This is a genomic window from Arthrobacter sp. Leaf141 (assembly GCF_001424565.1).
Taxonomy (GTDB): Bacteria; Actinomycetota; Actinomycetes; order Actinomycetales; family Micrococcaceae; genus Arthrobacter.
In genome coordinates this window covers 87,493-113,612 of sequence record NZ_LMOL01000011.1, presented here as the reverse complement: position 1 = coordinate 113,612, position 26,120 = coordinate 87,493, and the positions used below count along the sequence as shown (strand labels likewise).

Genomic DNA, 26,120 nt, shown 5'->3' with positions numbered 1-26,120 from the left:
GTGGCCTAGTCGAGTGGCAGCGTCACGGTCACGCTGGTGCCGGCGCCCGGGGTTGAGTTGATGTCCAGGGAACCGCCTGCCTCGTGCACTGCCACTGCCATCAGACGCAACCCATAGCCGTGGTGCCGCCCGCAAGTGGCGCTGTGGCTGTCAAAGCCTGTGCCGTCGTCGGCCACCACCAGGCGGATACCGTGGTGCACCGCCGAAAGCTGCACCGTGAGCCGGGACGCATCCGAGTACTTGAACGCGTTGCTGAGGGCTTCGCGGGCGGACTGGTACAGAAGGGTGGCGCAGTCCGGCGGGATCTCGATGCCCCAGTGCGGAGTGTCCCAGTTGATGGTGGTGCCGCGCCGGCGCAGGGGCCCGGTGAGGCGGTCGATGCATCCGGCCAGCCCCAATGCGTGGAAGTCCAGCGGATGCTGGTCCGTGAGGACGCCATCCACTGCGATGACGCCGTCGTCAAGAGCTGCCTTCTGTGCCATGCCGTTTCCTGCTCCCCATAAGCTGGTTGGTCTGATGGCACCAGCGTGAACCCGCAATGTCAGGGCCCTGCAAGGTTTGGGTCAAGATCCCATCAATTCTGCCCGGCGGGTGCGCTGAACTACTGTGGCCCTTGGGGCGTCCCGCCACGGGAACAGCCCCGCCGGAGTGGTTCCTGCGGGAACCGGAGAGTGGGATCGTATGCCGGTGTGGCTGCAGGCGTTTGCGTGGGGTACTGCCGCGGGGGCGGCGCTGGTGCTGGGAGCGGCCGTGTCCTGGCGCTGGAAGCTGCCGCCCAAGGTGGTCTCCACCGTGATGGCGTTCGGCGCGGGCGTGCTGATCTCCGCCCTGGCCTTCGAACTGGTCGATGAAGCGGTGGCCGGCGGCGGGCTGTGGCCCACGGTGGCAGGGTTCATGGCGGGCGCGGTGGTGTACGTCGGCGCCAACATGCTGCTGGCCCGGGCCGGCGCCAAACACCGCAAGCGTTCCGGCGGCCAGCAGCCGTCCGAGCAGGACAGCCCCGGCAGCGGGTCCGCCATCGCGGTGGGCGCATTGCTGGACGGCGTGCCCGAGTCCGTGGTCCTGGGTGTGGGCATGCTGGCGGGCGGCGCCGTCAGCCCGGCCATGATGGCTGCCGTTTTCATCTCCAACGTCCCCGAGGGGCTGTCAGGGACCGCCGGCATGAAAAAATCCGGCCGCAGCGCCGGCTACGTTTTTGGCCTGTGGGGCGGCATCGCGCTGCTGTCCGGGCTGGCGTCGCTGCTGGGATACGTGGCGCTGGAGAACGCTTCCGGTGAGCTGGTGGCCTTCATTACCTCGGTTGCCGCCGGCGGCATCCTGGCCATGCTGGCCGACACCATGATCCCCGAGGCGTTCGAGGAGCACCACAACCTCACCGGCCTGACGGCTTCCTTGGGCTTCCTCACCGCCTTCACGGTCCACCACCTGGGCGGCTCGTAAACCCGGGCGGCCGGCACGCTTCCACGGACCGTATGACGGCGGCGCTGCAGCCAAGTGCCGCGCCGCTGAATCCCGTAAACCCCGGGGACGGCGGGGTTCAGAAGTGTACGCCGCCGCCGCCTTTAGGCCCGTCATGATCTTGACCCAAGCTTGCGGTTTTCCTGCCTGATCGGTGCCAAATGCTTGCGTTTCCGTTGGAACACTCTCAGCAAGGAAATGTTGCTGCGGAGGATCGACGGGAATCATGGAAGACACACAGACGGGGCCGCAGGGCGAAGAACTCCGCCCCGGACCCACCACGCAGGGGGGTCCGGCACGGATCACCGTGCTGGTTCCCGCGCACAATGAAGAAGCCGGGATCCTTGAGACCCTGACCTCCCTCCAGAACCAGACGCTGGTCCCGGACCGCATCATCGTTGTGGCCGATAACTGCACCGACGCCACCGAAGCCATCGCCGTGGCCGCGGGCGCAGAGGTGGTCCGGACCGTGGGCAACACCGACAAGAAGGCCGGCGCCCTCAACTACGTCCTCTCCGGGCTCCTGCCCACCGGCAAACCGGAAGACATGATCCTGGTCCAGGACGCCGACTCCCAGCTGTCCCACGACTTCATTGAGCTCGCCGTAGGCCACCTGCTCTCCGATACCCGGCTTGGCGCCGTCGGCGGCGTTTTCAAGGGCGGCCACGGCGGCGGATTTGTGGGCCACCTGCAGCGCAACGAATACGCCCGCTACGCCCGCGACGTCCGCCGGCTGAACGGCAAATGCCTGGTGGTGACCGGCACCGCGGCACTGTTCCGGGTCCGGACCCTGCGCGACGTGGTGGCGGGCCGGCTTTCCGGCGCCCTGCCTCCCGGAAACGGCAGCGGCGGCGTCTACGACACGTCGGTGCTCACCGAGGACAACGAACTCTCCTTCGCCCTGCTGACACTCAAGTACCGGATCCTTTCGCCGGCAGACTGCACCCTGGTCACCGAAGTGATGCCCACGTGGCGGGAACTGTGGGCCCAGCGGCTCCGCTGGAAGCGCGGCGCCGTGGAGAACTGCGTGCAGTACGGCTGGACCTGGGTCACCAAGCCCTACTGGGGCCGCCAGATCCTGGCCATGGTGGGTGTGGTTGTCACCATCGCCTACTTCAGCACCATCGCGTTTGCGCTGATCAGCGGCGCGGGAATGAACATCCAGCCCTTCTGGCTGGCCGTGACCGGCGTGTTCATCCTCGAGCGCGTGATCACCGTCCGGCTCCGCGGCTGGCGCTACATGCTTGCCGCCGCCACCATGTACGAAATCGTGATTGACCTGTTCCTGCAGGCGGTCCATGCGAAGGCCTATGCCGACGCAGCATTCAACAAAAAGAAAGCCTGGTAACACCATGTACAACAACCCCGCACTTCCCGCTGCCGCAGGCGCCGGTTCCGGAACCCTGGCCATGACCGGCGCAGGGGACATCTTCTGGTTCGCGCTGGCGGCCTTCGCCCTCCTGGCCCTGGGACTGGCCATCCAGCGGATCGTCCCGGTCCGCACCAGGAAGTCCTAACGAAGCTCCTGCCGGGCAGGGCACGCATCCGGAAACCGGATTCGCCCTGTCCGGCAGGGTAAGTCCCGCAGCACGCCGGGCTACGGGTTGACCACGTTGGAGCAGCCGTTGGCGTCGCAAACCTTATAGGCGTAGTCGGCGGTTCCCTTGTACCTGTGGGGGAAGCTTCCGGTGTTGGGCACCACCTTCTGGATGTTGTTCATCCAAAGCGTGACGGTGTCTCCCTGGGCTCCCGTCCACTTCATGCTGTTGGTGGTGTAGCCGCCGGTGTACGTGCTGGTGGCCGCCCGGAGGCTGATGGAAGGGGCCGGGGCTGCCACAAACGAAAAATCGCGGATCTTGACGGTCTCCGCCTTAACAGCGGCCGGATTGCCGCCCCCGCCGCCGGTGACCCACAGGTTGAAGTGCACCTGTTCCTGGGCTGGGACCGGCACCGTGGATCCTTCCAGGACCGTCCGCTTCAACAGGGCACCGGTGTAGCCGGTGCCCGCGAAGGTCTCAAAGGTGATCCTGCCGGGTTCCCACACCATCCTGTGGGTGGTGATGGAACTTGAGGTGACGCCGAACGTGACAGTGTTGTTGCCCTGTCCCGGCGGCTTGGTGGCATCAAACCAGTAGCCGTGGCCCTGGGTCACCGGCCATGATTCGCCGTAGCTTGCGCCGCCGCCCCACGCCGAGGCCTCGCACAGGTCGATCTCGTTGTAGCCGGGCTCCGCATCCGGGTCGTACGTGAAGAGGCAGCCCCACACCACTTCCTTCTGCAGGATGCTGAGGTCCTTCTCCACGGTGGTGCTGTAGGTCCCGTAGCCGAATCCCTTGCGGGTCGACTGGAATTCCGAGGCCACGGGTGCGGTGCCGGTGGGGTTGGTCAATTTCATGGAGATGTAGCCGTTGGCATCCGGGTTAACAACATTCGCAGCGGCAAATTGCCCGTTGAATTGGGGTGAGCCGCCCCAGAAGCGCTTTTCCCAGTTAAAACCCTTCCAGCTGAAACTCCCGGCCGGACCCGGATTCGGGTCCATAGGGGTTGTGTCTGCAGCATTGGCGGGAGGGATGGTGGCCATCATGGCCAGGGCCGCGGTGAAGATCATGGCAGCCGTCCGGGTCCGGCGGAGCCGTGATGAGACCGGAGAAGAAGAACGAGACATGCAGGCCCCTTTGTCAGTTGCTCCCAGCGAGCAAGTACGCCGCTTTTTGGCGTAGCTAGATCATGGGGCACAACAATGGAAGTTTGCAATAGGGGAAGTCCTTCAAGAAGCAGCGGTATTCCGCTCAGGATAAACGCAATTTCAGCGCAATTTTCAGCTGGTACGCTTTCCGCCCATTATGGTTTCCGCATCCCGATCTATAGCGGTAAATTTGCATGTTATGAAGGAAATTACAGCCATCTTTTTGTCGGGGCGCTCCGAATAGCTGAGGGAAATCCGCGGCACATAAGTGCTGAAATTTCCGCCGTCCGCACGTCACGGGACGCCCAGGGCCGGATTCCGGACCGCAGGCCCACCGGACTACCGCGGCCGGACCCAAGGCAAAAGGACGTGAAAAGCATGGCCCAACGCGGCATGGCGTTAGTGGTGGAGGACGACGAGGAAACCAGGGGGCTGCTGGAAAAAGTGCTCCAGCAGGCCGGGTTCACCGTCCATGCCGTGGGTACCGGCCAGGAAGCTGTGGCGGCCGTCCGCGAGTTCCACCCTGACGTGGTCACCATGGACGTGGGGCTGCCCGACTTTGACGGGCTTGAGGCCGTGCGCCGGATCCGTTCCTTCAGCGACGCCTACCTCATCATCATCTCCGGGCAGGCGGACGAGGCCGACGCCCTGATGGGCTTCGAAACCGGAGCTGACGACTACCTGGTGAAGCCCTTCAGCCCGAGGGAGCTGCGCGCCAGGATTGCGGCCTTGCTGCGCAGGCCCCGGAGCATCGCTGCCGTTCCGGCGGAAGCTGCAGGCGAGGGGGCCGCGCCGGTTCCATCGGTGCCTGCCGCGCCTGGGGTGCCTGCCGCCGTCGTGCCTTTCCCGTCCCCGCATGCCCCCGCACCGGACGGCCCGGCGGACCTTGCCCACCGCGGACTGACCGTGGACCCTGCCGGGCGGCAGGCGGCGTTGGACGGACAGCCGGTGGAGCTGTCCGCCAACCAGTTCGACCTGCTGGTGATCCTGATGGAAAACGGCAGGAATGTCCTCACGAAGGCGCAGCTGGTGCGGCAGTTGCGGCAGGAACGCGCCGATTCGCGCTCGTTTGTCAGCGCCGGTGAGGAGCGGTCCCTCGGTGCGCAGGTGGCCTCCCTGCGGCAGCGGCTGGGTGACGATTCGCGGCAGCCGCGGTGGCTGGAGACGGTCCGCGGCGTGGGCTACCGAATGACGCAGTAGGCAGAATTTCCCCGGCGGAGCAGGTTCTTTTGCCGCACCGGGCTGTTAGCGTGAAAGCCCGGGCTATTAAAGGAGATGCCATGTCCATCAACTCACCCGAATCGCTGCCGCCGCAGGACCCGGACAAGGACAAGGACAAGGACAAGGACCGTTCCGCGGGCAAAAAGGACGCGGACGACGGCGGGATCCCCGGCGGGAGCGACGGCGTAGGCATCGGTGCGGACACGGAACCCAACAGCTTTGAGCCCGAAGAGGACCCGGAAGCCACAGAGAAATCCTGACGGCGTCAGCCGGCTGTTGACGGAAGCCAGGCCGGGAGGGGCGGTGTAGCCCCCGGCCGGGGGCTCCCGGTTGCGTCGAGAGAACGGTTTATGTGGTGTGGGGACGGGCTGTTTGGGCGTTGAAGAGGGCTGCTGCTGTTGTGGCGTCATAGGTGGTGACGGTGAGGCTGTAGCCGTTGGGTCCGTGGACGCGGAGAGCTTCCCCGTTGCGGAAGATCAGGCCGATGGAGCTGGATCCTCCTACGCGGATGCCCCAGCCGAGGAACTCGGACAATCCGTGCACGTTGACTACCTCGGCGGCCGCTCCCGGGCTGGCCGGGACTGCGAAGCGGCCTAAGCCGAGGAGTGTGGTGCAGGTCAGGCCCTTGTGGTCGACGGTGATGGTCCATCGGCCGGTGGTAATCCCCAGCGCCAGTAATATCCCGCCAGGGATGGCCAGGCCCCAGACCGGTGTGGTGCTGCCAAGGATGATCAGGGTTAGCCCCGGTAAGCCACCGCCGAGCAGACACACCCAGGCGGTGGTCGTGGTAGTCCACACTGCGAGCTCGTTGGGTTCCAACTCGAGGGCCGGAGTGGGTGTGGTGCCCGCGGCCGGGGTCGCGAGCGGGCGTCCGCCGGCGATGAGGGCTGTGAGGATTCCGTAGGCGAGGCTGAGCGCCGCGGTGACGCCCATGATGGTGCGTGGGTCGGGGGCAAGCTGTGGGTCCGTGAGCCCGACCTGGCCATTGAGCATGACCGGAAGCGACGCGGCAGTGAAGACGGCGATTCCTGCGAGGGCGGCGATGGAGATGCGCCGCCCCCATCCGGTGAGTTTGCCTGTCCACTTCAAGAACACCAGGAAGATCAGCACCCCCGCGGACGGAACAGCGAGGGAGAGTACTCCTTGCCAGAGTGGTGCGACGGTAATGACGTCCTGAGTGGACCAGTCCCATTTTTGGGCGACGGGCGACGGCAGCCGACCGCTCCAACTGCAGGTAAGGGCGAGGGCGCCGAGGAGCACTGCCGCTGTGGGTAGGAACGCGCCGAGCCAAAACCGTGGATCTGGTTCGGTCACCGAGCGGTGTGTTGTAGCCGTCGTCATGAAGCTTTTCCCCTGTCGAGTCGTTGGCGGAACAGCGCAAGAGTCGTCTCGGTCGAGAGACCCAGGCCTGCGAGTTGTCGGGCTGCTTCGTCGAGAATCCGTGTGGCGTGTTCGCGGGATGCCGTTTCCGGTGCGGTCACAACAGCACCCCGTCCGCGGCGCAGCTCGATCAGGCCCTGCCCGCGCAGGTCCTGGTAGGCGTGTAGAACGGTATGCAGGCTTACGCCTAGCGATTCACCGAGCGCCTTTGCTGCCGGCAGCCGTTCCCCATCGACGAGTGAGCCCTCCAGGATTCCTTGACGGATCGCGCCGGCAATCTGCTCATGGAGGGGCGACGCGTTATCTGGCGTCAAACGGATCAGCATGCGCCCATTCTATTATTATATTGCAACTATAACAATGCCCACCAGTGGTCGACTCGTTCACCCGGCTCCTCGAACAGTCAATGCCCGGCCGGGAGGACCAATGGCGGGAACTGGCCGGCCGGCACCACCTGAGCGAACCCGACCTGGATCGAAGCTGATTCCCTGACCGCTTTTCGCGTCGTCCCGGGGCCGGGACCGCAGGGGCCAGCTCCGGGGGCACGTCTGGAGTATTAGAAGGCGTAGGGCCCGAACCGGAAGATGGCCACCAGGAGCGCCAGGACACCTAGGACTGCGTTGACCATAACGTTGGGCTTTTCGCCGCGGCGGGCGTGGGTGATGGCCGCCCCCACCATCAGCAGGAACAACCCCGTTGCGGCCAGGGGAACCAGGACGGGGGCGACGTTGAGCAGCGCAGGCAGGACCAGCCCCAGCGCCGCGAGGACCTCCAAGCCGCCAATCCCTTTGACGGCTCCGGCGGAGAAGCCCTCCACCCAGCCTTGTCCGCCGGCGGCCAGCTTTGCTTGGGGCTGCGCAATTTTCATGGCTCCGGCGGCCAGGAAGGCCAGGGCGAGCAGTGCGGTGATGATCCAGAGGGTGATGTTCATGGTTTGTCCTTCGGGGGAGTGAGCGGGGCTGGGAAAAGCGGGAGTTAGGACCCCGTTGGGCGGGGGTTTTCGGCGAGCATCTCGCGGACCAGGGGGACTACTTTGCTGCCGTAAAGCTCCACGGCTTTCAGCCTGGCGCTGATGGGTTGGGTCCCGGCTGTGAAGATCAGGTCAAACCGGCCCACATCCATGGCTGCCGCGGTCCGGGCGATTTTCCTGGCCACAGTGTCCGGGGAACCGATGTACATGGAGCCGTGTTCGATCTCTGCGTCGAACTCTTCGCGGCGCACCGGCGGCCAGCCCCGGAGCGCTCCGATGCGGTCCCGGACCACTTTGTAGTGGGGCCAGAAGATCTCCTTCGCTTCATTGTCGGTATCGGCGATGAAGCCGGGGGAGTGCATCCCCACCGGCCAGGCGGTGGTGCCGAACTCTCCCGCCGACCGCTTGTAGAGGTCGATGAACGGGCTGAACCGCTCCGGCTGGCCGCCAATAATGGCCAGCATCAGCGGGAAGCCGTACTTTGCGGTCCGCACCACGGAGGCCGGCGTGCCGCCCACCCCCACCCAGGTCTTAAGGCCACCTTTGGTCGTGGGGTACACATCGGCGTCCACCAGCGGGGCCCGCGTGCTCCCGCTCCAGGTGACGGGTGCTTCCTTGAGGAGCCGGGCGAAAAGCTCGATCTTCTCCTCAAACAGGACGTTGTAGTCCTGCAGGTCGTACCCAAACAGCGGGAAGGACTCGGTGAAGGAACCCCGGCCCAGAATCACGTCCGCACGGCCGTTGGAGAGCGCATCAACGGTGGCAAAACGCTGGAAGACGCGCACCGGATCATCTGAGCTGAGCACAGTCACCCCGGAGCCCAGACGGATCCGCTTGGTAACGGTGGCCATTCCGGCCAGGACCGTTTCCGGGCTCGAGACCGAATACTCCGGGCGGTGGTGCTCGCCCACTGTGAAAACGTCCACGCCCAGCTGGTCGGCGAGGACCGCTTCATCCACCAGCTGGCGGATGGACCTGGCATGGCTGACGGGCTTACCGGCGTCGTCCAGGGGAACGTCGCCGAAGGTGTCCAAACCAAAAATCATGAAGTCACGCGCCCTTTTAATTGATACGTCAATTAGTTAATTGACGCGTCAATCATCACCCCACTATGCTTGACATGTCAAGCAACGAGGAGGGCGCGTGGATCAGAACGGCATACAGGGGCGTCGGGGCCCCACGGCAGGCGAGCTGGCAGTTTGGCGTGAGTACGTGGAAACCAGTGAGGTGGTCCGCCAGATGATGGCGGCCGGGCTGCAGGCCACTTCGGGTATCTCCCCGGGCGACTACGGAGTGCTGCTGGCTCTCAGCGAGGCGGAGGAGGGCAGGCTACGGTCCTCGGTCCTGGCGGAGGCCATTGGCTGGGAGCGGAGCAGGCTGTCCCACCACCTGGGCCGGATGGAAAGCCGCGGCCTCATCCACCGCAAAAAATCCGGCAATGACAGCCGCGGCGCCGTGGTGGAGCTTGCCGATGAGGGTGCCCGCCTCTTCCGGGCCTCATCGGCCCCGCATCTGCGCCTGATCCGCCAGCTGTTCGTCGATGCCCTCACCCCCGACGACCTGGCGGACCTCGGCAGGATTACCGGCAAACTGCGGAACCACCTTTCCGGGCCGGACGGTGAAACCAGGTCCCAGTGAGTGGCCAGTGCAGCAGCTGGCCCCACAACAACCTCTGTTCAGTTCTGTGCAGACCGGTGTCCCGGAACCTGGCCGCAGCTAGTGTTCCCTATCTGGACCATCCAGCGCAGGTAACTCAACGAGGAGATTCCCATGGCCAACGCCACGTTCAACCGCCGCCGGCTACTGCAGGCATCAGGCGCCGGGAGCCTCGCCGCTGTCTTCGCCGCGCTGGCCGACGGCACTGCCATGGCTGACTCCGGCCGGCTGGCCGCGGACAGCCCTGCCATCACCGATCTGGGACCCGCAGTGGTCCAGTTCTCCCTGATGAGTTCGTTACTGGTAGGCGACACGGTCTACATCGGCTCCCGCAACCTGAATCCGGCACGGATCGTAGGGTTCCACCTTCCCACCGGGACCATCACCGCACGGACCGACCTCGGTTCGGGTTACAGCATCCAGGCGCTTGCGGCGGACGCCACAGGCCGGTACCTGTACGCGGGCGTCCTCCGTGATGGGATCGACGGCAAACCGAACATCTACCGCTGGGACCTTGGCACACCGGACCTGCCCGCGGTAGGCGTGGCCGAGACCGGAGACCGTGATATCCGTGCCCTTGCAGTCGCTCCGGATGGCAGGGTCTACGCCGCAGGCGGCGGCCAGACCACCAATCCGCCGGCCTTGTGGGAGTACGATCCCGGCACCGGCGCCACCACCAGCTGGGGTGTTCCGGACCCGGGAGCCACTATTGCCCAAGCCATCGCTGCCACGGCAAGCACCGTCTATTTCGGAACCGGCAGCACCCTGGGCGGTGGAAGTGGTTCGAGCCCCGCCCGGCTGTTCGCTTTTGACCGGGCCACAAGGATGTCAGCGAACATCCTGCCGGCGGACGTCGCCACCGGCGTGTCCGTAACCTCCTTGAACGTTCTCGATGGACAGCTCGGCGTTGGCGTCAAGGGACCGGGAAAGTCCGTGCTGATCAATCTGTCAGACCACACCGACTACACCGTTATACCCAAAACCGGAGTGATGTTCCGGCAACTCGGAAACCAGGTGTTCTTCGTCAAGGAGCCCGGTGTCTGGGCCTACAACACCGGAACCAAGAAGATCACCCAGATCCTCACCGAGGACGTGGGAGCCATCTGGGGACTGGATGTCTTCGGATCCCAAGCGGTGGCTGTTTCGTCCTACGACGTCATCAGCATCAACCCGGCCACAGCCACCGCGCTGAAATACGACCTCGCCGGAGCAGGAGCCCCGGGCGGTCCGCAGCTGTGCATGGGACTGGCCGCGGGTGCGGGCGACGTCTACGTTGGCGGCACCGGCACCATCGCGCGGCACCAGGCAGGCCCGGCGGCGGTGTCCTATCTCCGCGCCACCGGCGAGGCCAAGGACGCTGTTGTTGTGGGTGGCATCCTTTACACCGGGCAATACAACTCACGGGGAATCTACGCCTACGATCCCGCCACCGGGCAGCTTCCGCACCAGGTTGCCGCGCTGCCGGCAGGCCAGAACCGGCCGCTCGACATCTGCTGGGACGCCACGAACGGTTTGGTTCTTGCAGGCGCCCAGAACGATACCGGCGGCGGCGGCTGCTTCGCCGCCTACAACCCTGCCACTGGCCAGGTGACCACCAAGGTCAATCCCATTGACACCCTCCAGATGGTGCGCGCTGTTGCGACGAAGGACGGTGTTGCCTACCTCGGCGGTGACAACATCTACGGCACCGGTCCCCGCAGCACAGTAGTGGCGTGGGACCCAACCACCAACCAGGAGCTGTGGCGCCTGGACCCGGGCCAGACGTCAGGGGTGGCAGCCCTGGCGATCCAGGGCCGCTACCTTTACGGCATGTCCCGCCGGGCAGCCGGTTTGTTTGTCATCGACCTGGAAACCCGGGCGCTGGTCCATACCGGCGACCTCCGCAGCGTGTGCACCGATTTCGGTGCCCTAACGGTCAGCAGGGGGATGGTTTACGGAGTCTCCGACACCACCGTGTTCCGGATCGACCCGGCGACTTTCGCCGTCTCCGTGGTGGTGGCGGGGATCAACGGCGGCTGGTACAGCGGACCGCACATCACAGCTGACGAGCAGGGGGCGCTCTACACGCTCCGTGGCCCCAACCTCGTCCGGATTGATGGCGGCGCAGCCGTGCAGGGCCTGCGGCGGCAGGGAAGTGGCCGGTGAGGGCCACTTCCCTGCGCGACAGTGCCTAACCGGTGGCTGCCAGCGCTGCTCCGGCCGAGCCGATAGGCAGTCCGGGCGGGACCAGCCGGACGCGGCGGCCCAGGCCCAGGCCGGCGATAAAGGGGGACAGGCCGGCAGTGCGGGCCAACTCCCTGTGGATGCCCTCGAGCAGGGGTTCGCCCAACGCGTTTAAACCACCGCCGATGTAGATCACGGCAGGATCGACGGAGAGGCCCAGGACACGGATTGCAGCAGCTGCACCCCGGAAAAACCTGTCCTGGACCGCAACCGCCAGCGGATCACCAAGCAATGCGTGCTCAAAGAGCGACACTGCGGGGAATTCGCCGTCACCGGTCCACTGGCGGGCGATGCCCGAGCCGGAAGCGATCAGTTCCAGGCAACCGGTCTGGCCGCAGGGGCAGGGCTCCTGCGTGATGCCCAGGGGGAGGTGGCCAATCTCGCCGGCCGCCCCGGCCGCCCCCCGGACCAGGCCACCATTGCTGATCAACCCTGCAGCAAGGCCCGTCCCCAGGTTCAGGTAGGCGCTGGACCCCTGGTCCGCACAGGTCCGGTCGGAGAGCAGGTGGTGGGCACCCAGAGCAGCGGCATTCACATCGTTTTCCACGTGGACCTTTAACCCGAGCCCGGCTTCCGCCAATGCACCCAGCTCCAGTTCCGCCACGCCGATGTTCACTGCGTTTGATACCTTCCCCGTTGCCGGATCCACGGCCCCCGGGACCCCGATTCCCAGCCCGACCAGCCGGTACGGGGCCAGGATTTCGGCCTCCCGGAGTTCGGCAACTGCCGCGAAGAGCGTTCGAAGCACACCGCTGTTGCCTTGGCCGGTTGGCCGCCGCAGCGAGCAGAGGACGGTGTTGTGTTCGTCGAGTGCCACCGCTTCGGTTTTGGTCCCGCCGATGTCCACCCCGATCCGAATGGACCCCGCAGCGGGCTGCACCGCCCCGGTTCCCCGGGGCATCACGGCTTCCGGGGGTGGTCGTCAATGCGGACCAGGTTGCGGCCACGCATCGTGTACAGGTACCCGTTTTCATCGTTGGTGATGTGGGACCCGCTGTACCACCCGCCGTCGGTATCGGCGAGGACGGTGGACACCTCGAAGGACCTGGGGTCGAAGCGGAACACGTTGGTATCCGAGACCCCATAGATGACGCCCCTGTTGGCCACCAGGGCCCCAAAACCGTAGGACAGGGAGCTGATGTCTGCCCGGTGCACCACCTTCCGGGTGGGTATGTCCAGGACAAAGATGCCGCCCTTGCGCGTGAGCCCGTACAGGTTGCGGCCCTGCACGGCGAGGGCGGCCAGCCCCGCGCCGGACCCGGCATCGAGGCGCCACAGTTCGCGGCCGGCCGCCGGGTCGAAGGCGACAACGGTGCCGGCTCCGTCCAGGGTTGGCAGCCCGCCACCCAGGAACGCGACACCATCCCTGGTGGCCACGGCGCGCAGGAGCTGGCGGTTGTCGATCGGGTTGATGAAGCACTGCTTTGCCCCGGTGGCGGGGTTGTACGTCCAGAAGGACCCCCCGCCCTCCGTATCGGACTGCGCCGCCACCAGCACAAGCCGGTTGACCTCGTCCCAGCAGACGTCAAGCGGCCGGTTCTGCGCGCCCGGGAAATCGGCGGCCTGGTGGATCGGCTGGCCACTGAGCGGATCGTACGTCCAGATGCCCTGCGAGCTGTACTGGCCCGTGTAGAGGACACCGCCCACAATGACGGCGTCCTTGGCCTCACCCGGGGCGTTCAGGTTGGCCACCCCGCCGGTGGCGAGCGAGTGACGGGCGATCACTCCGTTCCCCCCGACGTAGGCGTAACCCGCGCCTGCGGCAATGCCCATGACCGTCTGGGGAGTGGCGGAGGCCCCGGCTTCGCCAAGGTCGGTGACGACCATGGTTCCCGTGCCGGGATCGATCTCGGCCACGAAGCCGTAACCCGAGGTGGCCAGGATCCTGTTGTTCCGTGCGTCCACACCCCAGATCTCGCCGAGGGACGGGCCGTTGAGTGTCAGCTGGGCGATCGAATTCGTGGCGGGTGAAAAGGTGCACAGGCCGGTTTCGTTGGCGAAGTACACCTGGTCGCCGATGCTGGTGAAGTTCTTGGCGGTCTTGCCGATGGACGTGGCCACCGAGTAGGAGGACGGGTTGGCCAAGTCCAGCAACGCGATTTTGGACTGCTGCGTGGACGCGGCGGAACCGACCAGGAGCTTGTCTCCAAGGATGGCCAGTTCACGGATGCTGGGATCGGCCAGCATCTCCGCAGGGGTGACCTGCGCGAAGGTTTGGGTGGCGCGGCTGTAGGCGTAGAGGCACGCGCGGCCCGCACTGCCGCCGCCATTGAGGGTACTGCCGGCGCCGAAGAACACGGTGGCGTCCGTTGCCGCAACCGCGCGGGCCAGGGTGGCGCCGGCGTCGGGAATGCCCAGGTTGCTGACCTGGCCGGTGGCGGGGTTGTACTCCCACAGCGCTGGCGCGCCCGGGTTGCCGCCGCCCACTGCGTAGAGCCGTCCGTCGGGTGACACGCTGAGGTCGCGCACGTCGCGGTCGCCGATCTGGCCGATCGGTGTTGCCGGCGCGGACAGGGTGGCCAGGTCCCAGCGGTAGAGGTTCGGCTGTGGGCCGCCGGACTTCTGCAGGACACCGGCGTACAAGTAGCGGCCGGCCGGATCGGCGGCCAGGGTCTGGATGCTGTAGCCCGTGGCCACCACGGTCTCACCCACTACTTTGCCCGTAGGCACGTGGAAGGCGACGATCCGGACGGGATCGAGATTGCGGGACCCGATGTAGGCGATGTCGCCCACCAGGAGGGAACTCATCAGCGAGAACTGGACCACTGCCGGTCCGAGGTCGGTGATTTCGGTGCTGCCGGCCTTTGCCGGTGCTGCGGTGGCGGGCCCGGATGCGGTCAGGCCCAACGCTGCGGCCAGGCCGGCTGCGCCGCCCGCCTGGAGGACGGAACGCCTGCTGGGATGGGAGATCTGCATTGAACTTCCTTTGTTTTGAAGGGGAGGTGAAGGGCAGAGGCGGGGGCCGCCGTCGTACTTTTTTGCGCGCCGGAAACAGGGCCGGTGGTACCGGCCATGATGCGGACGACGGCGGCGGGGTGGGTCAGGCGGTGAAGGCCAGGTCTTCGTCCTGGACGGGGAAGCGCAGCGGCTCACCTTGGGAAATGCGGTGGGCCTCGGCAAGGGCCGTGGCCGCCAGCCGTTCCAACTCGGTGCCGAGGGACCCGGCGAGGTGCGGGGTGAGCAGGACGTTGGGGTTGGTGTAGAAACGCGAGTCCGGGGGCAGGACCCAGGGTGTGGTGACGTCCAGGACGGCAAAAAGTTCGTGCCGTTCCAACCGTGCCAAAAGGGCTTCCTGGTCCACCAGCTCTCCGCGGGCGGTGTTAATGAACGTGGTTCCGGTGCGCATTCGCGCAATGAGTCCGGCGTTGACCAGGTTCAGCGTGGACGGCAGCGAGGGAGCATGCAGCGACACCACATTGCTGGTCTCCATCAGTTCCTCGAGCCCTACCGCCCTCACGCCCAGGACCTTGGCCTCATCAGCGGACAGGAACGGATCGGCCACCACAATGTCCAGTTCGAACGGCTGAAGCAGACGGATGACATGCCTGCCGATTTTTGATGCGCCAATGATGCCCACCCGTTTGCCGTAGTTGCCCATGTCCGGAAACAGGCCATCCGGTTCCACCGGTGCCTTCTCGCGGTGCAAGGTGCCGGCGATCTGCAGGACCCGTTTGTTGGCGAGCAGGATCATGGCCAGCGTGTATTCCGCTACGGGGATGGCGTTGGCTTCTGCTGCCGTGCTGACCTGGACACCGCGGGCCCAACAGGCACCGTCAACATGGTTTTTGACCGTGCCGCCGGCATGCAGGATGTGGCGCAGGCGCGGTGCGGCATCCAAAACGGTTGCATCCACCCTTGCGCAGTTCCAGCCGGTGAGGAGGATGTCCGTCTCGGCCAATAACGCCAGCGAACGCCGGGAGCTGAATTCCTCCATGGGTTCATGGTTCAGGAGCCGCAGGCCTGCCGGCAGGGATTCCAGGTGCCCGGCCGAGAAGATCCGGGACGCGACGCCGGGGCCCATGGCCAGGGCGACGTTCAGTGTTTCCCTGCTCATTTGACGGCTCCTGTGGTTAGCCCGGACTTCCAGAAACGCTGCAGCATGATGAAAGCCACCAGCAACGGAATGATGGAGAGCAATGATCCGGTGATCACCAGGGGAACAAACTCGGGCTGGGGGACGGCGTAGCCCTGCCAGATGGAGATGCCCACGCTGACCGGGAGGAGTTGCTGGTCCTGCAGCATCACCAGGGGAAGCATGAAGTTGTTCCACACGCCCACGAACTGGAACAGGGCGATGGTGATGTAGCCCGGCATCATCATGGGCAGGCCCAGGGCGAAGAAGGACCGGATGGGACCGGCGCCGTCCACCCGTGCTGCCTCCAGCGTTTCCGAGGGAACATAGGACGCGGCGTAGACACGGGCCAGGTACACGCCGAAGGGGTTGCAGAGGACCGGGATCAGGACCGCCCAGATGGTGTTGGTCATGCCCACCACCGAGGCGAGCAGATACATGGGGAGCACTGTCGCCGTATTGGGGATCAGCACACCCACCAGCACAAACCCGAACAGCGAGTCCTTCCAGCGGAAGTTGAACTTGTCGAACGCGTAGCCGGCCATCACGGAGATGAGGCTGCCCAGCACGGCGCCGACGCCGGCGTAAAGGATGGAGTTGGCCATCCAGCGGAAGAACACTCCGCCGTCCTGGGCCGCCACGGCGGCGATGTTCTCGAACAGGGCAAAGTTGCCCAGGGCGTAGGCGCTGGTGCCGTACAGGTCCGCAGCGTTTTTGGTGGAGGCGAACAGGAGCCAGAGGACCGGGACCACCATATAGAGGGAGCCCACCACCAGCAGCCCGTTGACCGTCAGCTTGCTGGCAAAACCTCCGTGGCCTGCCACGGTGTCCTGGCGTTGGGCGGATTTCCTTGGCATGGTCCTGGGCGTCTTGGTCCGGAGGGCGGGAAGGGTCTTTGTGCTCATGATTTGTTCATCCTGGAACTGAAGCGGGTGACCACCAGGGAAAGGAACGCAGCGAGTGCGGCGATGATGATCGAGGCAGCCGCAGCCTGGTTGAGGTTGTGCCGGATGAAGGCCGCGTCGTAGGCCCACATGTTGGGCACCCAGGTGCTGGTGATGGACGGGGTGGCCTTGGCGATGATGGAGGGTTCGGTGAAGAGCTGCAGGGTGCCGATGATGGTGAAGAGCATAATGACGCTCAGCGCGGGCAGGATGAGCGGGAACTTGATGCTCACGGCGGCCCGGATTTCCCCTGCCCCGTCCACCCGGGCGGCTTCCAGGATTTCCCGCGGGACGGCCTGCAGTGCGGTGAAGAGGATGATGACGTTGTAGCCCGTCCACTCCCAGACACCGATATTGACGATCGCCGGCAGGACCATGTGGGCATCGAGGAAGTTGACCTGGATCCCGCCGCCCTGGAGCGCCTGGACCACAGGGCTGATACCCGGCGTGTACAGGTAGGCCCAGATGAGGGCGGCGATTACGCCGGGTACGGCGTGGGGCAGGAAGACGAGCAGCTGGAACAGCTTCCGTGCCCGCGCCACGGTGGCGTCGAGGAGGAGCGCGAACACAACGGCGCCGCCCACCATGCAGGGAATGTAGATCGCGCAGTACAGGCCAAGCCGGGCAATGCCGGTGACGAAGGACTCGGATTCAAGGACCTGCAGGTAGTTCTCGAACCCAACGAAAGAGGTTTTGGCTTCCCCGAAGCCAAGTCCGGACTTCTGCTGTGCGTAGAAACTGAGCACGATGGCGTAGATGACCGGGGCCACCATGGCGATTGCAAAGACGGCAAAAAACGGGACGAGGAAGAGGGCTGCTGTCCGCCCGCCCGTGCCGGAGGCAGTACTGCGCCTGCGCTGCGGTGCAGCGGGCTGCGGAACAGCAGTAGGGGCCTGTGTGGCCATGATGATCTCCTAAACTGGCTGGGCTGCCTCCGGAGAGGCAGCCCAGGGGCGAAGCTACTGTTTGACGGAAAGTCCGGCCTGTTCCAGCCCGGCCACGGTGGCCTTCTGGGCGGTATCAAGCGCTGTGGGGACCGTGCCGCCGGTGCCGAGATTGCCGTAGGCGTCTTTAAGCGCGGTGTTGGTGAGGTCCCAGCTGGGGCCCCACTGCCAGCCCGGGCTGACGGTGGAGTAGGCCTTTTCGAACACGTCGTAGATGTCGTTACCGAAGTAGCTGGCATCGTAGGCCTGCTGGGCAACCGGCGTCAGGCCGGGATAGGCCAGGAAGGCTGACCCCGTGTTTCCCCGGGCCTTGATGGCTTCCTGGTTGGTGGTGAGGAACTCGACGAACTTGGCTGCAGCTGCCGGGTTCTTGCTGCTTTTGGTGACATTGAAACTGGATCCACCAAAGAAGGCGCCTGCCGGGGTGCCCCAGTTGGGCATTTCGGCGGCGATCCACTGCCCCTTTTGGCCGCTGGCCTCTGTCCGTTTCTGGATCCCGGTGGCGCTCCAATTGGCACCGATGACGCCCACAACCGTGCTGTTGGCCAGGTCCAGGCTCCACTCGTCGCTGAAGGCCTGGCTGACCTTGACCAGTTTGTTGTCAATGAGTTTCTGCCAGTAGCCGGCCACCTTCCGGGTGGCCTCGTCGTTCACCCCCACCTCCCAGCTGTCGTCAGAGGTGCCGAACCACTTCGCACCTGCCTGCCAGGCCAGCCCGGCTGTTGCCGGGACCTGGTTGGGGTTGAAGCTTGCCAGGTAGGAGTCCGGGGCAACGGCTTTCAGCTTCTTTGCTGCGTCCTCGAATTCCTGCCAGGTCCTGGGAACCTCCACCCCGGCTTTGGCCAGCATGTCCTGGCGGTAGTACATCACCATCGGAGCCGCGTCATACGGCAGGCCGTAGGTCTTATCGCCGAACTGGACCATGCTCCGGATCTCGCCGGCGAGCTTGTCCACGGTGGCTGACTTATCGATCAGGCCGTCCAGGGGCTGCACCTGCCCGTTGCTGACGAACTGCGGCAGCTGGGGGTATTCGATGGTGGAGACATCGGGGCCGTTCCCGGCCGTGATGGCGGTGGACAGCTTGGCATAGCCGCCGCTGTCGGCGTTGGGGATCGTTTCGAACGTGACGTTGATCTTGCTTTGGCTGGCGTTGAACGCTGCAGCCACCTTGTCCATGCCGGCCAGTGATGACCAGAAGGTGATGCTGCCTGACGGGTCTGCAGCGGGTGTGGGGGCAGTGGATGTGCCGGGCCCGGTTCCGCAGGCTGCCAGCAGCAGTGCGCTGCTGGCCAGGCTGGCGGTCCCGACGAGAAGATTGCGACGCTTCATTGTTCTCCTTTGAAATCCACGATGCGAAGGTGGGATGTGGCCGGTGCCACATGGTGTATTTCAATGAAACACGCAAAGTTGAACAAAGCCAACGAACTGAACAGTAGTGAACATCGGTGGATGTTCGCTTCTTTTGCCGACCAGGATCCTGCGGCCTGATCAGCTGGCCGTGGAGTCCCTGACCACCAGGGTGGGGGAGAGGATGACGCGCTGCAGGGCCAGGCTCGAAACCCGCCTCGGGCCCAGCCGGTTCAGGCACATCTGCACCCCGTGGTACCCGACGTCGAATTTTGGCGGGGCCACCGCGCTCATGGGGACGCTGCCGAAGGAGGCGATCTCGTCGTCGTACGCCACCAGCGCCAGGTCCCCCGGAACGTGGAGCCCCAGTGCCTCGCAGAGGTCAGCAAACATCAGCGCGTCTTCGTCGTTGTGGACGATCGCGGCCGTGGCGCCGGCGTCGGTGAAACTGCCAACAATGCTGTCCAGCTCGTGGCGGAGCGTCTCAGGATCGGTGGCCGAGAGGGTGATGGCGCGGGTCATGGCAGGATCGTGCGGCAGGCCCGCAGCCTGCATCGCCTTGCGGTATCCTTCGCTGACCGGTGAGGACGTGGGGCTGCTTTCGCGGACGCAGAGCGCTATTTTTCGATGCCCCAGCGACACCAGGTGGTTGACGGCGAGTTCGGCCCCGCGGGCGTGGTCGCTGCGGACCGACTCCAGCCGGCCCTCATCCAGCACCCCGTCAATGGAGCGTTCGATGATCACCACGGGCACTTCGGCTGAGGCCAGGAGGTCCAGGGTGGGGGTGCCCGCCAGCGACTCGCCGCTGGGGGTCACCAGGAGCCCGTCCACGCCGCTCTTGAGCAGCCGCTGGATTTGGCGCTGCTCCTCGGCGGCAGAGTAGTTTGAGACGCCCAGAACCAGCCGGACGCCCAGCTCCTGGGCGGCGGCCTCGGCGCCTCTGATGATTCCCGGAAAGTAATACCGGGCGGTGGGTACGATCATGCCGATGGTGGCCAGCGGGCGCTGTTTCGCCGGGATCGGCGCGTTGCGGCCGGCCGGAGCCATGGTTCTTCCCTCGCGGTTTGAGGGGGCGTTGTTTCCCTGACCCTGGCCGGCAGGGCTCCGGGCCGGTCCGGCCAAGGCAACAGCCCCGCCGTGGACCCGCTGCAGCAGGCCCTGGGCGTCGAGTAACGCCAGATCCCGCCGCACTGTCATCCCGGAGATCCCCATCCGCCGCGCAAACTCGGCCGCGTTGATTGACCCCCGGAGCGCCAGCTCACGCAGGATCTGGTTCTGCCTGTCATCAGTCAGCACGTGCACATCCCTCTGTGTTTATTTCTGTGCGTATTGTTCACAATGAACTACACCCAACATACGGTGGGGAGTCAAGCAGCCCGCTCAACAGGAGGAACGAACCATGGCAGAGGCGTTACTGCGCCCGGGACTCTGTTCCGTGACCCTCCGCGCGGTGGATATTGATGCCGTGGCCCGTACCGCCGCCGCTGCCGGGCTGGCCGGGATTGAATGGGGATCGGATGTCCACGTCCACGACGCCGGCTCGGCAGCCGGTGCGCGCAGTGCAACGCTGGCCGCAGGGCTGCGCGTTATGTCCCTGGGGTCCTACTACCGGGCCGGGTCGTTCGGCAATTTTGCGGACGTTCTGGCCCTCGCCACGGAACTCGGCGCACCCAGGATCCGGATCTGGGCCGGGGACGCAGGCTCTGCTGATGCCTCAGCTGCACAGTGGGACGGCGTCGTCGAGGATACCCGTCGTGTCGCCGCGCTCGCTGCGGCGCGGGGCGTCAGCCTGGCCTTCGAATACCACGGCGGCACCCTGACGGATTCCCCGGAAACCACCTTGGACCTTCTCCACCGCGTGGACCGGCCCGGCGTGGGTACCTACTGGCAGCCCGCGGTCGGCCTGACGGACCAGGCGGCCCTGGCATCCCTCCGGCTGGTCCTGGACCACGTGGTTGGGGTTCACGCTTTCTCCTGGTGGCCCGCCACCGAGCGGCTTTCGCTGGTTGCGCGAAGCAACCTGTGGCAGGGCGCGGTGGACATCCTCAGGTCAGCCAACAGGGACCTGGAGATCATGCTGGAGTTTGTGGCGGGGGATGCGCCGGAGAACGTCATCGCGGATGCTGCGGCTCTGCACGGCCTGCTGGCCGCCACCCGGTCAGTGGATACGTCCATCAGCAAGGACCATGCGAAAGAACCTGGTCGAATTTTCCTCCCGCATGCCACCTCAACACCCAGCCTGCGGTCGTAAACTGACCTTCGGTTCATTGCGAGCCTGAGTCTTTTTGAGGACCGTTGGATGCTGTGGAAACTGCTTGTTGAATACCTGCGGCCGCACCGCAGGCTGCTGGCCGCCGTCGTCGTTTTCCAGCTGGCGCAGTCCATTGCGTCGCTGTACCTGCCCACCCTGAACGCGGACATCATCGATGAGGGTGTGGCGAAGGGCGATACCGGGTTCATCCTGGGACTGGGCGCGGTCATGCTGGTGATCACGCTGGCGCAGATTGCCTGCTCTATAGTCGCCGTGTACTTCGCGGCCAAAGCGGCCATGGGGGTGGGCCGTGACCTCCGCGGTGCCATCTTCACCAGGGTAGGGGAATTCTCCGAGCAGGAAGTCACCAGATTCGGGGCTGCCAGCCTGATCACCCGGTCCACCAACGACGTCCAGCAGGTCCAGCAGCTGGTGCTGATGAGCGCCACCATGCTGGTGACGGCGCCCATGCTGAGTATCGGCGGGGTGGTCATGGCGGTCCGGCAGGACGTGCAGCTGTCCTGGCTGATTGCCGTCAGTGTCCCGGTGCTGCTGATCGCCGTGGGCCTGATCACCGTGCGGATGGTGCCGCTGTTCCGGCAGATGCAGAAGCGGATCGACACCGTGAACCGGGTGCTCCGCGAGCAGCTCACAGGCATCCGGGTGGTGCGTTCCTTTGTCCGGGAGGACATTGAAACGGCCCGGTTTGCCCGCGCCAACGAGGACGTGACGGACACGGCGTTGCGGGCCGGCCGGCTGATGGCGCTCGCATTCCCGGTGGTGATGCTGGTGCTGAACGTCTCGAGTGTGGCGGTGATCTGGTTCGGGTCCTTCCGGATCCAGGACGGGTCCATGCAGGTGGGCACCCTCATCGCCTTCCTGAGCTACCTGATGCAGATCCTGATGTCCGTCATGATGGCCACGTTTATGGCCGTGATGATTCCGCGGGCGGCGGTGTCCGCGGACCGGATCGGCGAGGTGCTGGGCACCGCGTCCAGCGTCCGGCCGCCCGCCCGGCCCATGGACCGCCGGGAACGGCAGGATGGTGTGCGGGGCGCGGAACTGGAAATGGCCGACGTCGGCTTCTCCTACCCGGGTGCCGAGCAGCCGGTCCTGTCCGGGATCAGCTTCACCGCGCGGGCGGGGCAGACCACGGCGATCATCGGCAGCACCGGGGCCGGGAAGACCACGCTGGTGAACCTGATGCCCCGGCTCTTTGACGCCACGTCCGGGTCCGTGCGGATGGACGGCGTGGATGTGCGTGAACTGCATCCGGACCAGTTGTGGGGGCACATCGGCCTGGTGCCGCAGCGGCCCTACCTGTTCAGCGGCACGGTGCGCAGCAACCTGCAGTACGGCAAGCCGGACGCCAGCGAGGAGGAGTGCTGGGCGGCGCTGGAAACGGCGCAGGCGCGGGACTTTGTGGAACGGATGGAGGGCGGGCTGGATGCGCCCATCAGCCAGGGCGGCACCAACGTTTCCGGCGGGCAGCGGCAGCGGCTGGCCATTGCGCGGGCGCTGGTGAAACGGCCCGAGCTGTTCATTTTTGATGACTCGTTTTCCTCGCTGGACACCGGCACGGACGCCCGGCTGCGGCAGGCGCTGCACCGGAACACCGCCGGCGCCACGCTGGTGATCATCGCCCAGCGGGTCTCCAGCATTGTGGACGCGGACCAAATTCTAGTGCTCGACGACGGCACGATCGTGGGGCGCGGAACGCACAGTGAGCTGCTGGCGACCTCGGAGACGTACCGGGAGATTGTTTCCTCCCAGCTCTCGGCGGAGGAGGCGGTCTGAGCCCGGCGCCGATGTCCGGCACGGGCGGATCCTGGCTGGCTGTGGCCCGGTGCGAGGCACCCGACGCCCAGGGAACCCTGCGAGCTTGGTCCGTAGACCGAAAAGCTGCCACCGCTTTTGGGCTCCCGCCCATATTTTGGGGGCGCCCGCCTCGGTAGCATGAGGTGTCCGGACAGAGCCGTCCGGCCAGTTCGACGCAGAAGGAAACCCATGGCAGCGGTGACGGTGGACGACATCCTCTCGGATCTCCCCGTGGGTTTCGCCACCCTGGTCCTCAGGCCTGTCCCGGCCGGCTCCGCCATTGAACGGTTCCTGATTGTGGACGCCGATGATGAGACGTCCGACGGCGGCGCGGCCTTTGTGCTGCTGATCGGTGTCCGCGGCCGGTCGGCACTGCCCGCGCTGCGGCGGCTGGTGAAGAATCCTCCGCCGGTGATTGCCGTTAAGGGCAACCGGGACGAGCTGATCGAAGCCGAAGAGCTGCTCCGCGATGCGGGCACAGGCCTGCTCCTGGTGGATCCGTCGGCTGACTGGGACCGCCTGCTGTCCATCGCCAAGGACCGGATCCAGCCCCGCAGCTACCAGAGCGAAGTGCTGACCCTGCTGGAAGAGGATCTGTTTGCGATCGCCCAGACCACGGCCCGGCTCACCTCCAGCCACGTGCTCATCGAAGACGCCGCCAACAAGGTGCTGGCCTACTCCACTGTTTCCAACGACATCGATGAGCTGCGCAAGGCTTCCATCCTTACCCGGCGCGGTCCGCGGAAATATGAACTGCTGCTCAAGGACCTGGGCGCGTACCGGGAACTGCACCGGACCCGGCTGCCGGTGCGGGTGCCGGCCCGGCCGCAGGACGGCCTGCGGGAACGCGTGGCCATCACGCTGTTCGCCGGGGACCGCATCATGGGGTACATCTGGCTGCAGGAAACCGGGGCGGGGTTCGGCACGGACGTTGACTATGTCCTCAACGGATCCGCCGCCAGGGCCTCGGCCGAGCTGATCCGCTACCGCAACCAGCAGTCCGTGCACATGCGCGAAGACCGGGTGGCGCGGATCCTTTCCGGCCCGGCGGAAGCCGCGGCCAGCGCCCACAGTGAGAAGATTCCCGCTGACCGTCCGGCCGCCCTGATCCTGTTGGGGATCTCGGATGCCGAGGCGCAGGCCGACGACGCGGCGCTGAAACACGGCGAGCTGGCCAACCTGGCCTCCATTCATGCCGCCGCGTACAAAGCCTCCGCGATCGTGGGCCAGTTCAAGGGCGACACCGCGGTGATTGTCCCTGGCCTGCAGTCCACCGCCGCGGAACCGGGGCTGCGCAGCCTGGCTGAATCGATCGTCCGGGATGCGGGCAAGCACCTTGGCCTCCGGCCGTTCGCCGCCGTGGGTCCGGTGGTCCCGGACCTGCTGTCGCTGCACACAACCACGCGTATCACCGAGGCCCTGCTTGGCTGCGTTGGCACGTCTCCGGACGCGTCCGTAGCCACTGTGGACGACTTTGAAGCCGAGATACTCTTCCGCGAAGCAGTCCACAATTTCACCTCCTCAACGTTCCGGCACCGCAGCCTTTCCGCATTGCTGCGCGAAGGCGGGGAACTTGCCGAAACCCTGCACGCATATTTTGAGGCAGCCCTTGATGTGGCAGCGTGCGCCGCCAGGATGAAGCTCCACAAAAACACCGTCTATTACCGGATCAGCAAGGCATCCCGCCTGACCGGCCTGGATTTTGGCAACCCCCGGGATGCGTTGGTGGCCCTGCTCCACATCCAGGAATGGGCCGGCACACACAAAGAACTTTTAGGCAGGAAATGACCACCGCACTCGAGGCACCTCCGTTGGGCCCGTTACTGGACGACATTGTCCGCAGCCACACGCCGCAGCGGGAGAGCGGTTCAGTGCCGGCCAGTATCCCGCACCTGGCAGCGGTGCCGTTCAACAGGTTCGGGATCGCGGTTGCCACCACGTCCGGTGAGCTGTTCAGTTCCGGCGATGCCTGCGTTCCGTTCTCCATCCAAAGCATCTCCAAGGTGTTCACCCTGGCCATGGCCCTCCGGGGGGACGGGCCGGGAACCTTGTGGTCCCGCGTGCTCCGGGAGCCGTCCGGTACCCCGTTCAACTCCCTGGTCCAGCTGGAAGTGGAGCATGGCATCCCGCGGAACCCTTTTATCAACGCCGGCGCCCTGGTGGTGACGGACCACCTGATGAAGGAAACGCCCGACGCCGCCACCCGGCTGTTGCGGTTCCTCACCGCAGAGGCGGGCAGCGAGCACCCGTTTATTGACGAAGACGCTGCTGCCAGCGAGCTCTCCAGCAGCAGCCGCAACCTGGCCCTGGCACACTTCCTCAAGGATTTTGGCAACCTGGCGCGGCCGGCGGAATCAGTGGTGGAAAACTACGTCCGGCAATGCTCCATCATGATGAGCTGCGTGGAACTCGCCAAAGCGGGGCTTTTCCTGGCCCGCGACGGACATGGGGCACACGGACCCGTGGTATCTCCCAGCGAAGCGAAACGCATCGGCTCCATCATGCTCACGTGCGGCATGTATGACGCCGCCGGGGAGTTCGCCTACCGGGTTGGCCTGCCCGGAAAAAGCGGCGTGGGCGGCGGGATCCTGGTGATTGTGCCAGGCGAATGTGCCATCTGCGTCTGGAGCCCCCGGCTGGACGCCAAGGGCAATTCGCTGGCCGGCACCGCCGCCCTGGCCGACCTTTCGGACCGCACGGGCTGGTCCGTGTTCTAAACGCCTAGTTGCGCAGCCCCGCAACTACTTTCCCCCACAACGCTTCACCATCACCCCATCGAAAGGATCACCCATGCCTATCAACCCCAAAGACGAGGTTGTTCAGGAGCGCAGCGCTGTCCCCGACCACCTGATTGATGGTGGCCATGCCCATGCGACAGAGTCGTCCCTGCACGCTGAGGACACGGGTTACCACAAGAACCTGAAGCCGCGGCAGATCCAGATGATCGCCATTGGCGGTGCTATCGGTACCGGCCTGTTCCTGGGCGCCGGTGGCCGCCTGGCCGAGGCCGGCCCGTCGCTGGTCATCGCCTACGCGGTGTGTGGTTTCTTCGCGTTCCTGATCCTTCGCGCCCTGGGCGAACTGGTCCTGCACCGGCCCTCGTCCGGTTCCTTCGTTTCCTACGCCCGCGAGTTCTTCGGCGAGAAGGCA

The 26,120-nt window shown here is 65.6% G+C and carries 24 protein-coding genes and 1 pseudogene; 12 read left to right on the top strand and 13 right to left on the bottom strand.

Features of this window, described 5'->3' with window-relative positions; translation table 11 throughout:
- Positions 1–5: 5 nt before the first annotated feature.
- On the bottom strand, positions 6–482 hold the full coding sequence (locus ASF72_RS09930; RefSeq protein ID WP_056598458.1) for a sensor histidine kinase: 477 nt from the start codon (positions 480–482) through the stop codon (positions 6–8).
- Positions 483–681: 199 nt separating this feature from the next.
- Here ASF72_RS09930 and ASF72_RS09925 point away from each other — a divergent pair, with 199 nt between their 5' ends.
- From ASF72_RS09925 to ASF72_RS20700, 3 genes are all read left to right on the top strand, one after another.
- Complete coding sequence (locus ASF72_RS09925) at positions 682–1,440, top strand: ZIP family metal transporter (RefSeq protein WP_050685014.1); 759 nt, start codon at positions 682–684, stop codon at positions 1,438–1,440.
- A 244-nt stretch (positions 1,441–1,684) separates the two neighbouring features.
- Complete coding sequence (locus ASF72_RS09920) at positions 1,685–2,806, top strand: glycosyltransferase (RefSeq protein WP_082178239.1); 1,122 nt, start codon at positions 1,685–1,687, stop codon at positions 2,804–2,806.
- 4 nt (positions 2,807–2,810) lie between these two features.
- On the top strand, positions 2,811–2,975 hold the full coding sequence (locus ASF72_RS20700; RefSeq protein WP_164468848.1) for a hypothetical protein: 165 nt from the start codon (positions 2,811–2,813) through the stop codon (positions 2,973–2,975).
- Between the two features lie 80 nt (positions 2,976–3,055).
- Here the strand turns inward: ASF72_RS20700 and ASF72_RS09915 are convergent, their stop codons facing one another.
- Positions 3,056–4,123, bottom strand: a complete 1,068-nt coding sequence (locus ASF72_RS09915) for a glycoside hydrolase family 16 protein (protein WP_235504694.1) — start codon at positions 4,121–4,123, stop codon at positions 3,056–3,058.
- A gap of 399 nt (positions 4,124–4,522) precedes the next feature.
- On the opposite strand from ASF72_RS09915, the gene ASF72_RS09910 reads away from it, so the two are divergent.
- A complete protein-coding gene (locus tag ASF72_RS09910) occupies positions 4,523–5,344 on the top strand; it encodes a response regulator transcription factor (protein ID WP_056598455.1) in 822 nt (273 codons plus the stop codon).
- An 80-nt stretch (positions 5,345–5,424) separates the two neighbouring features.
- Positions 5,425–5,625 carry a hypothetical protein gene (locus tag ASF72_RS09905; protein ID WP_056598450.1) on the top strand — a complete coding sequence of 67 codons (201 nt, stop codon included), beginning with the start codon at positions 5,425–5,427 and terminating at the stop codon, positions 5,623–5,625.
- 88 nt (positions 5,626–5,713) lie between these two features.
- Here the strand turns inward: ASF72_RS09905 and ASF72_RS09900 are convergent, their stop codons facing one another.
- From ASF72_RS09900 to ASF72_RS09885, 4 genes are all read right to left on the bottom strand, one after another.
- A complete protein-coding gene (locus ASF72_RS09900; RefSeq protein WP_235504693.1) occupies positions 5,714–6,679 on the bottom strand; it encodes a hypothetical protein in 966 nt (321 codons plus the stop codon).
- 23 nt (positions 6,680–6,702) lie between these two features.
- Positions 6,703–7,071 (bottom strand): GntR family transcriptional regulator, encoded by a 369-nt coding sequence (locus ASF72_RS09895; RefSeq protein ID WP_050685010.1) that lies wholly within the window; start codon positions 7,069–7,071, stop codon positions 6,703–6,705.
- Positions 7,072–7,301: 230 nt separating this feature from the next.
- Positions 7,302–7,676, bottom strand: coding sequence for a DoxX family protein (locus ASF72_RS09890; RefSeq protein ID WP_050685009.1), 375 nt, complete (start codon positions 7,674–7,676; stop codon positions 7,302–7,304).
- A gap of 44 nt (positions 7,677–7,720) precedes the next feature.
- The gene (locus tag ASF72_RS09885; RefSeq protein WP_056598446.1) at positions 7,721–8,761 is read right to left on the bottom strand and encodes an LLM class flavin-dependent oxidoreductase; all 1,041 of its coding nucleotides are present in this window, start codon (positions 8,759–8,761) and stop codon (positions 7,721–7,723) included.
- 97 nt (positions 8,762–8,858) lie between these two features.
- Here ASF72_RS09885 and ASF72_RS09880 point away from each other — a divergent pair, with 97 nt between their 5' ends.
- Together ASF72_RS09880 and ASF72_RS09875 are read left to right on the top strand one after the other, a co-directional pair.
- A complete protein-coding gene (locus tag ASF72_RS09880) occupies positions 8,859–9,353 on the top strand; it encodes a MarR family winged helix-turn-helix transcriptional regulator (RefSeq protein ID WP_235504692.1) in 495 nt (164 codons plus the stop codon).
- A 132-nt stretch (positions 9,354–9,485) separates the two neighbouring features.
- Positions 9,486–11,516: an outer membrane protein assembly factor BamB family protein gene (locus tag ASF72_RS09875; RefSeq protein ID WP_056598443.1), complete on the top strand. Its 2,031-nt coding sequence runs from the start codon at positions 9,486–9,488 to the stop codon at positions 11,514–11,516.
- Between the two features lie 25 nt (positions 11,517–11,541).
- Here the strand turns inward: ASF72_RS09875 and ASF72_RS09870 are convergent, their stop codons facing one another.
- The 7 genes from ASF72_RS09870 to ASF72_RS09840 form a co-directional block, all read right to left on the bottom strand.
- Complete coding sequence (locus tag ASF72_RS09870; RefSeq protein ID WP_056598441.1) at positions 11,542–12,495, bottom strand: ROK family protein; 954 nt, start codon at positions 12,493–12,495, stop codon at positions 11,542–11,544.
- A complete protein-coding gene (locus ASF72_RS09865; protein WP_056598439.1) occupies positions 12,495–14,510 on the bottom strand; it encodes an outer membrane protein assembly factor BamB family protein in 2,016 nt (671 codons plus the stop codon). Before ASF72_RS09865 ends, ASF72_RS09870 begins: the two co-directional genes overlap by 1 nt.
- A 124-nt stretch (positions 14,511–14,634) precedes the next feature.
- Positions 14,635–15,648: a hydroxyacid dehydrogenase gene (locus ASF72_RS09860; protein WP_056598436.1), complete on the bottom strand. Its 1,014-nt coding sequence runs from the start codon at positions 15,646–15,648 to the stop codon at positions 14,635–14,637.
- On the bottom strand, positions 15,645–16,571 hold the full coding sequence (locus ASF72_RS09855; RefSeq protein ID WP_056598433.1) for a carbohydrate ABC transporter permease: 927 nt from the start codon (positions 16,569–16,571) through the stop codon (positions 15,645–15,647). The genes ASF72_RS09860 and ASF72_RS09855 overlap by 4 nt, the downstream gene beginning before the upstream one ends.
- Positions 16,568–17,515 carry a carbohydrate ABC transporter permease gene (locus ASF72_RS09850; RefSeq protein WP_056598431.1) on the bottom strand — a complete coding sequence of 316 codons (948 nt, stop codon included), beginning with the start codon at positions 17,513–17,515 and terminating at the stop codon, positions 16,568–16,570. The genes ASF72_RS09855 and ASF72_RS09850 overlap by 4 nt, the downstream gene beginning before the upstream one ends.
- 54 nt (positions 17,516–17,569) lie before the next feature.
- Positions 17,570–18,883: an ABC transporter substrate-binding protein gene (locus ASF72_RS09845; RefSeq protein ID WP_056598428.1), complete on the bottom strand. Its 1,314-nt coding sequence runs from the start codon at positions 18,881–18,883 to the stop codon at positions 17,570–17,572.
- Between the two features lie 159 nt (positions 18,884–19,042).
- A complete protein-coding gene (locus ASF72_RS09840) occupies positions 19,043–20,197 on the bottom strand; it encodes a substrate-binding domain-containing protein (protein WP_056598599.1) in 1,155 nt (384 codons plus the stop codon).
- A 103-nt stretch (positions 20,198–20,300) separates the two neighbouring features.
- On the opposite strand from ASF72_RS09840, the gene ASF72_RS09835 reads away from it, so the two are divergent.
- The 5 genes and pseudogenes from ASF72_RS09835 to ASF72_RS21000 form a co-directional block, all read left to right on the top strand.
- On the top strand, positions 20,301–21,152 hold the full coding sequence (locus tag ASF72_RS09835) for a sugar phosphate isomerase/epimerase family protein (protein WP_082484198.1): 852 nt from the start codon (positions 20,301–20,303) through the stop codon (positions 21,150–21,152).
- Between the two features lie 48 nt (positions 21,153–21,200).
- Positions 21,201–22,949, top strand: a complete 1,749-nt coding sequence (locus ASF72_RS09830) for an ABC transporter ATP-binding protein (RefSeq protein ID WP_056598426.1) — start codon at positions 21,201–21,203, stop codon at positions 22,947–22,949.
- Between the two features lie 210 nt (positions 22,950–23,159).
- A complete protein-coding gene (locus tag ASF72_RS09825; RefSeq protein WP_056598423.1) occupies positions 23,160–24,758 on the top strand; it encodes a PucR family transcriptional regulator in 1,599 nt (532 codons plus the stop codon).
- Positions 24,755–25,687: a glutaminase gene (locus ASF72_RS09820; protein ID WP_056598420.1), complete on the top strand. Its 933-nt coding sequence runs from the start codon at positions 24,755–24,757 to the stop codon at positions 25,685–25,687. Before ASF72_RS09825 ends, ASF72_RS09820 begins: the two co-directional genes overlap by 4 nt.
- 73 nt (positions 25,688–25,760) lie before the next feature.
- Positions 25,761–26,120, top strand: a pseudogene (locus ASF72_RS21000) (amino acid permease); the annotation flags it as partial.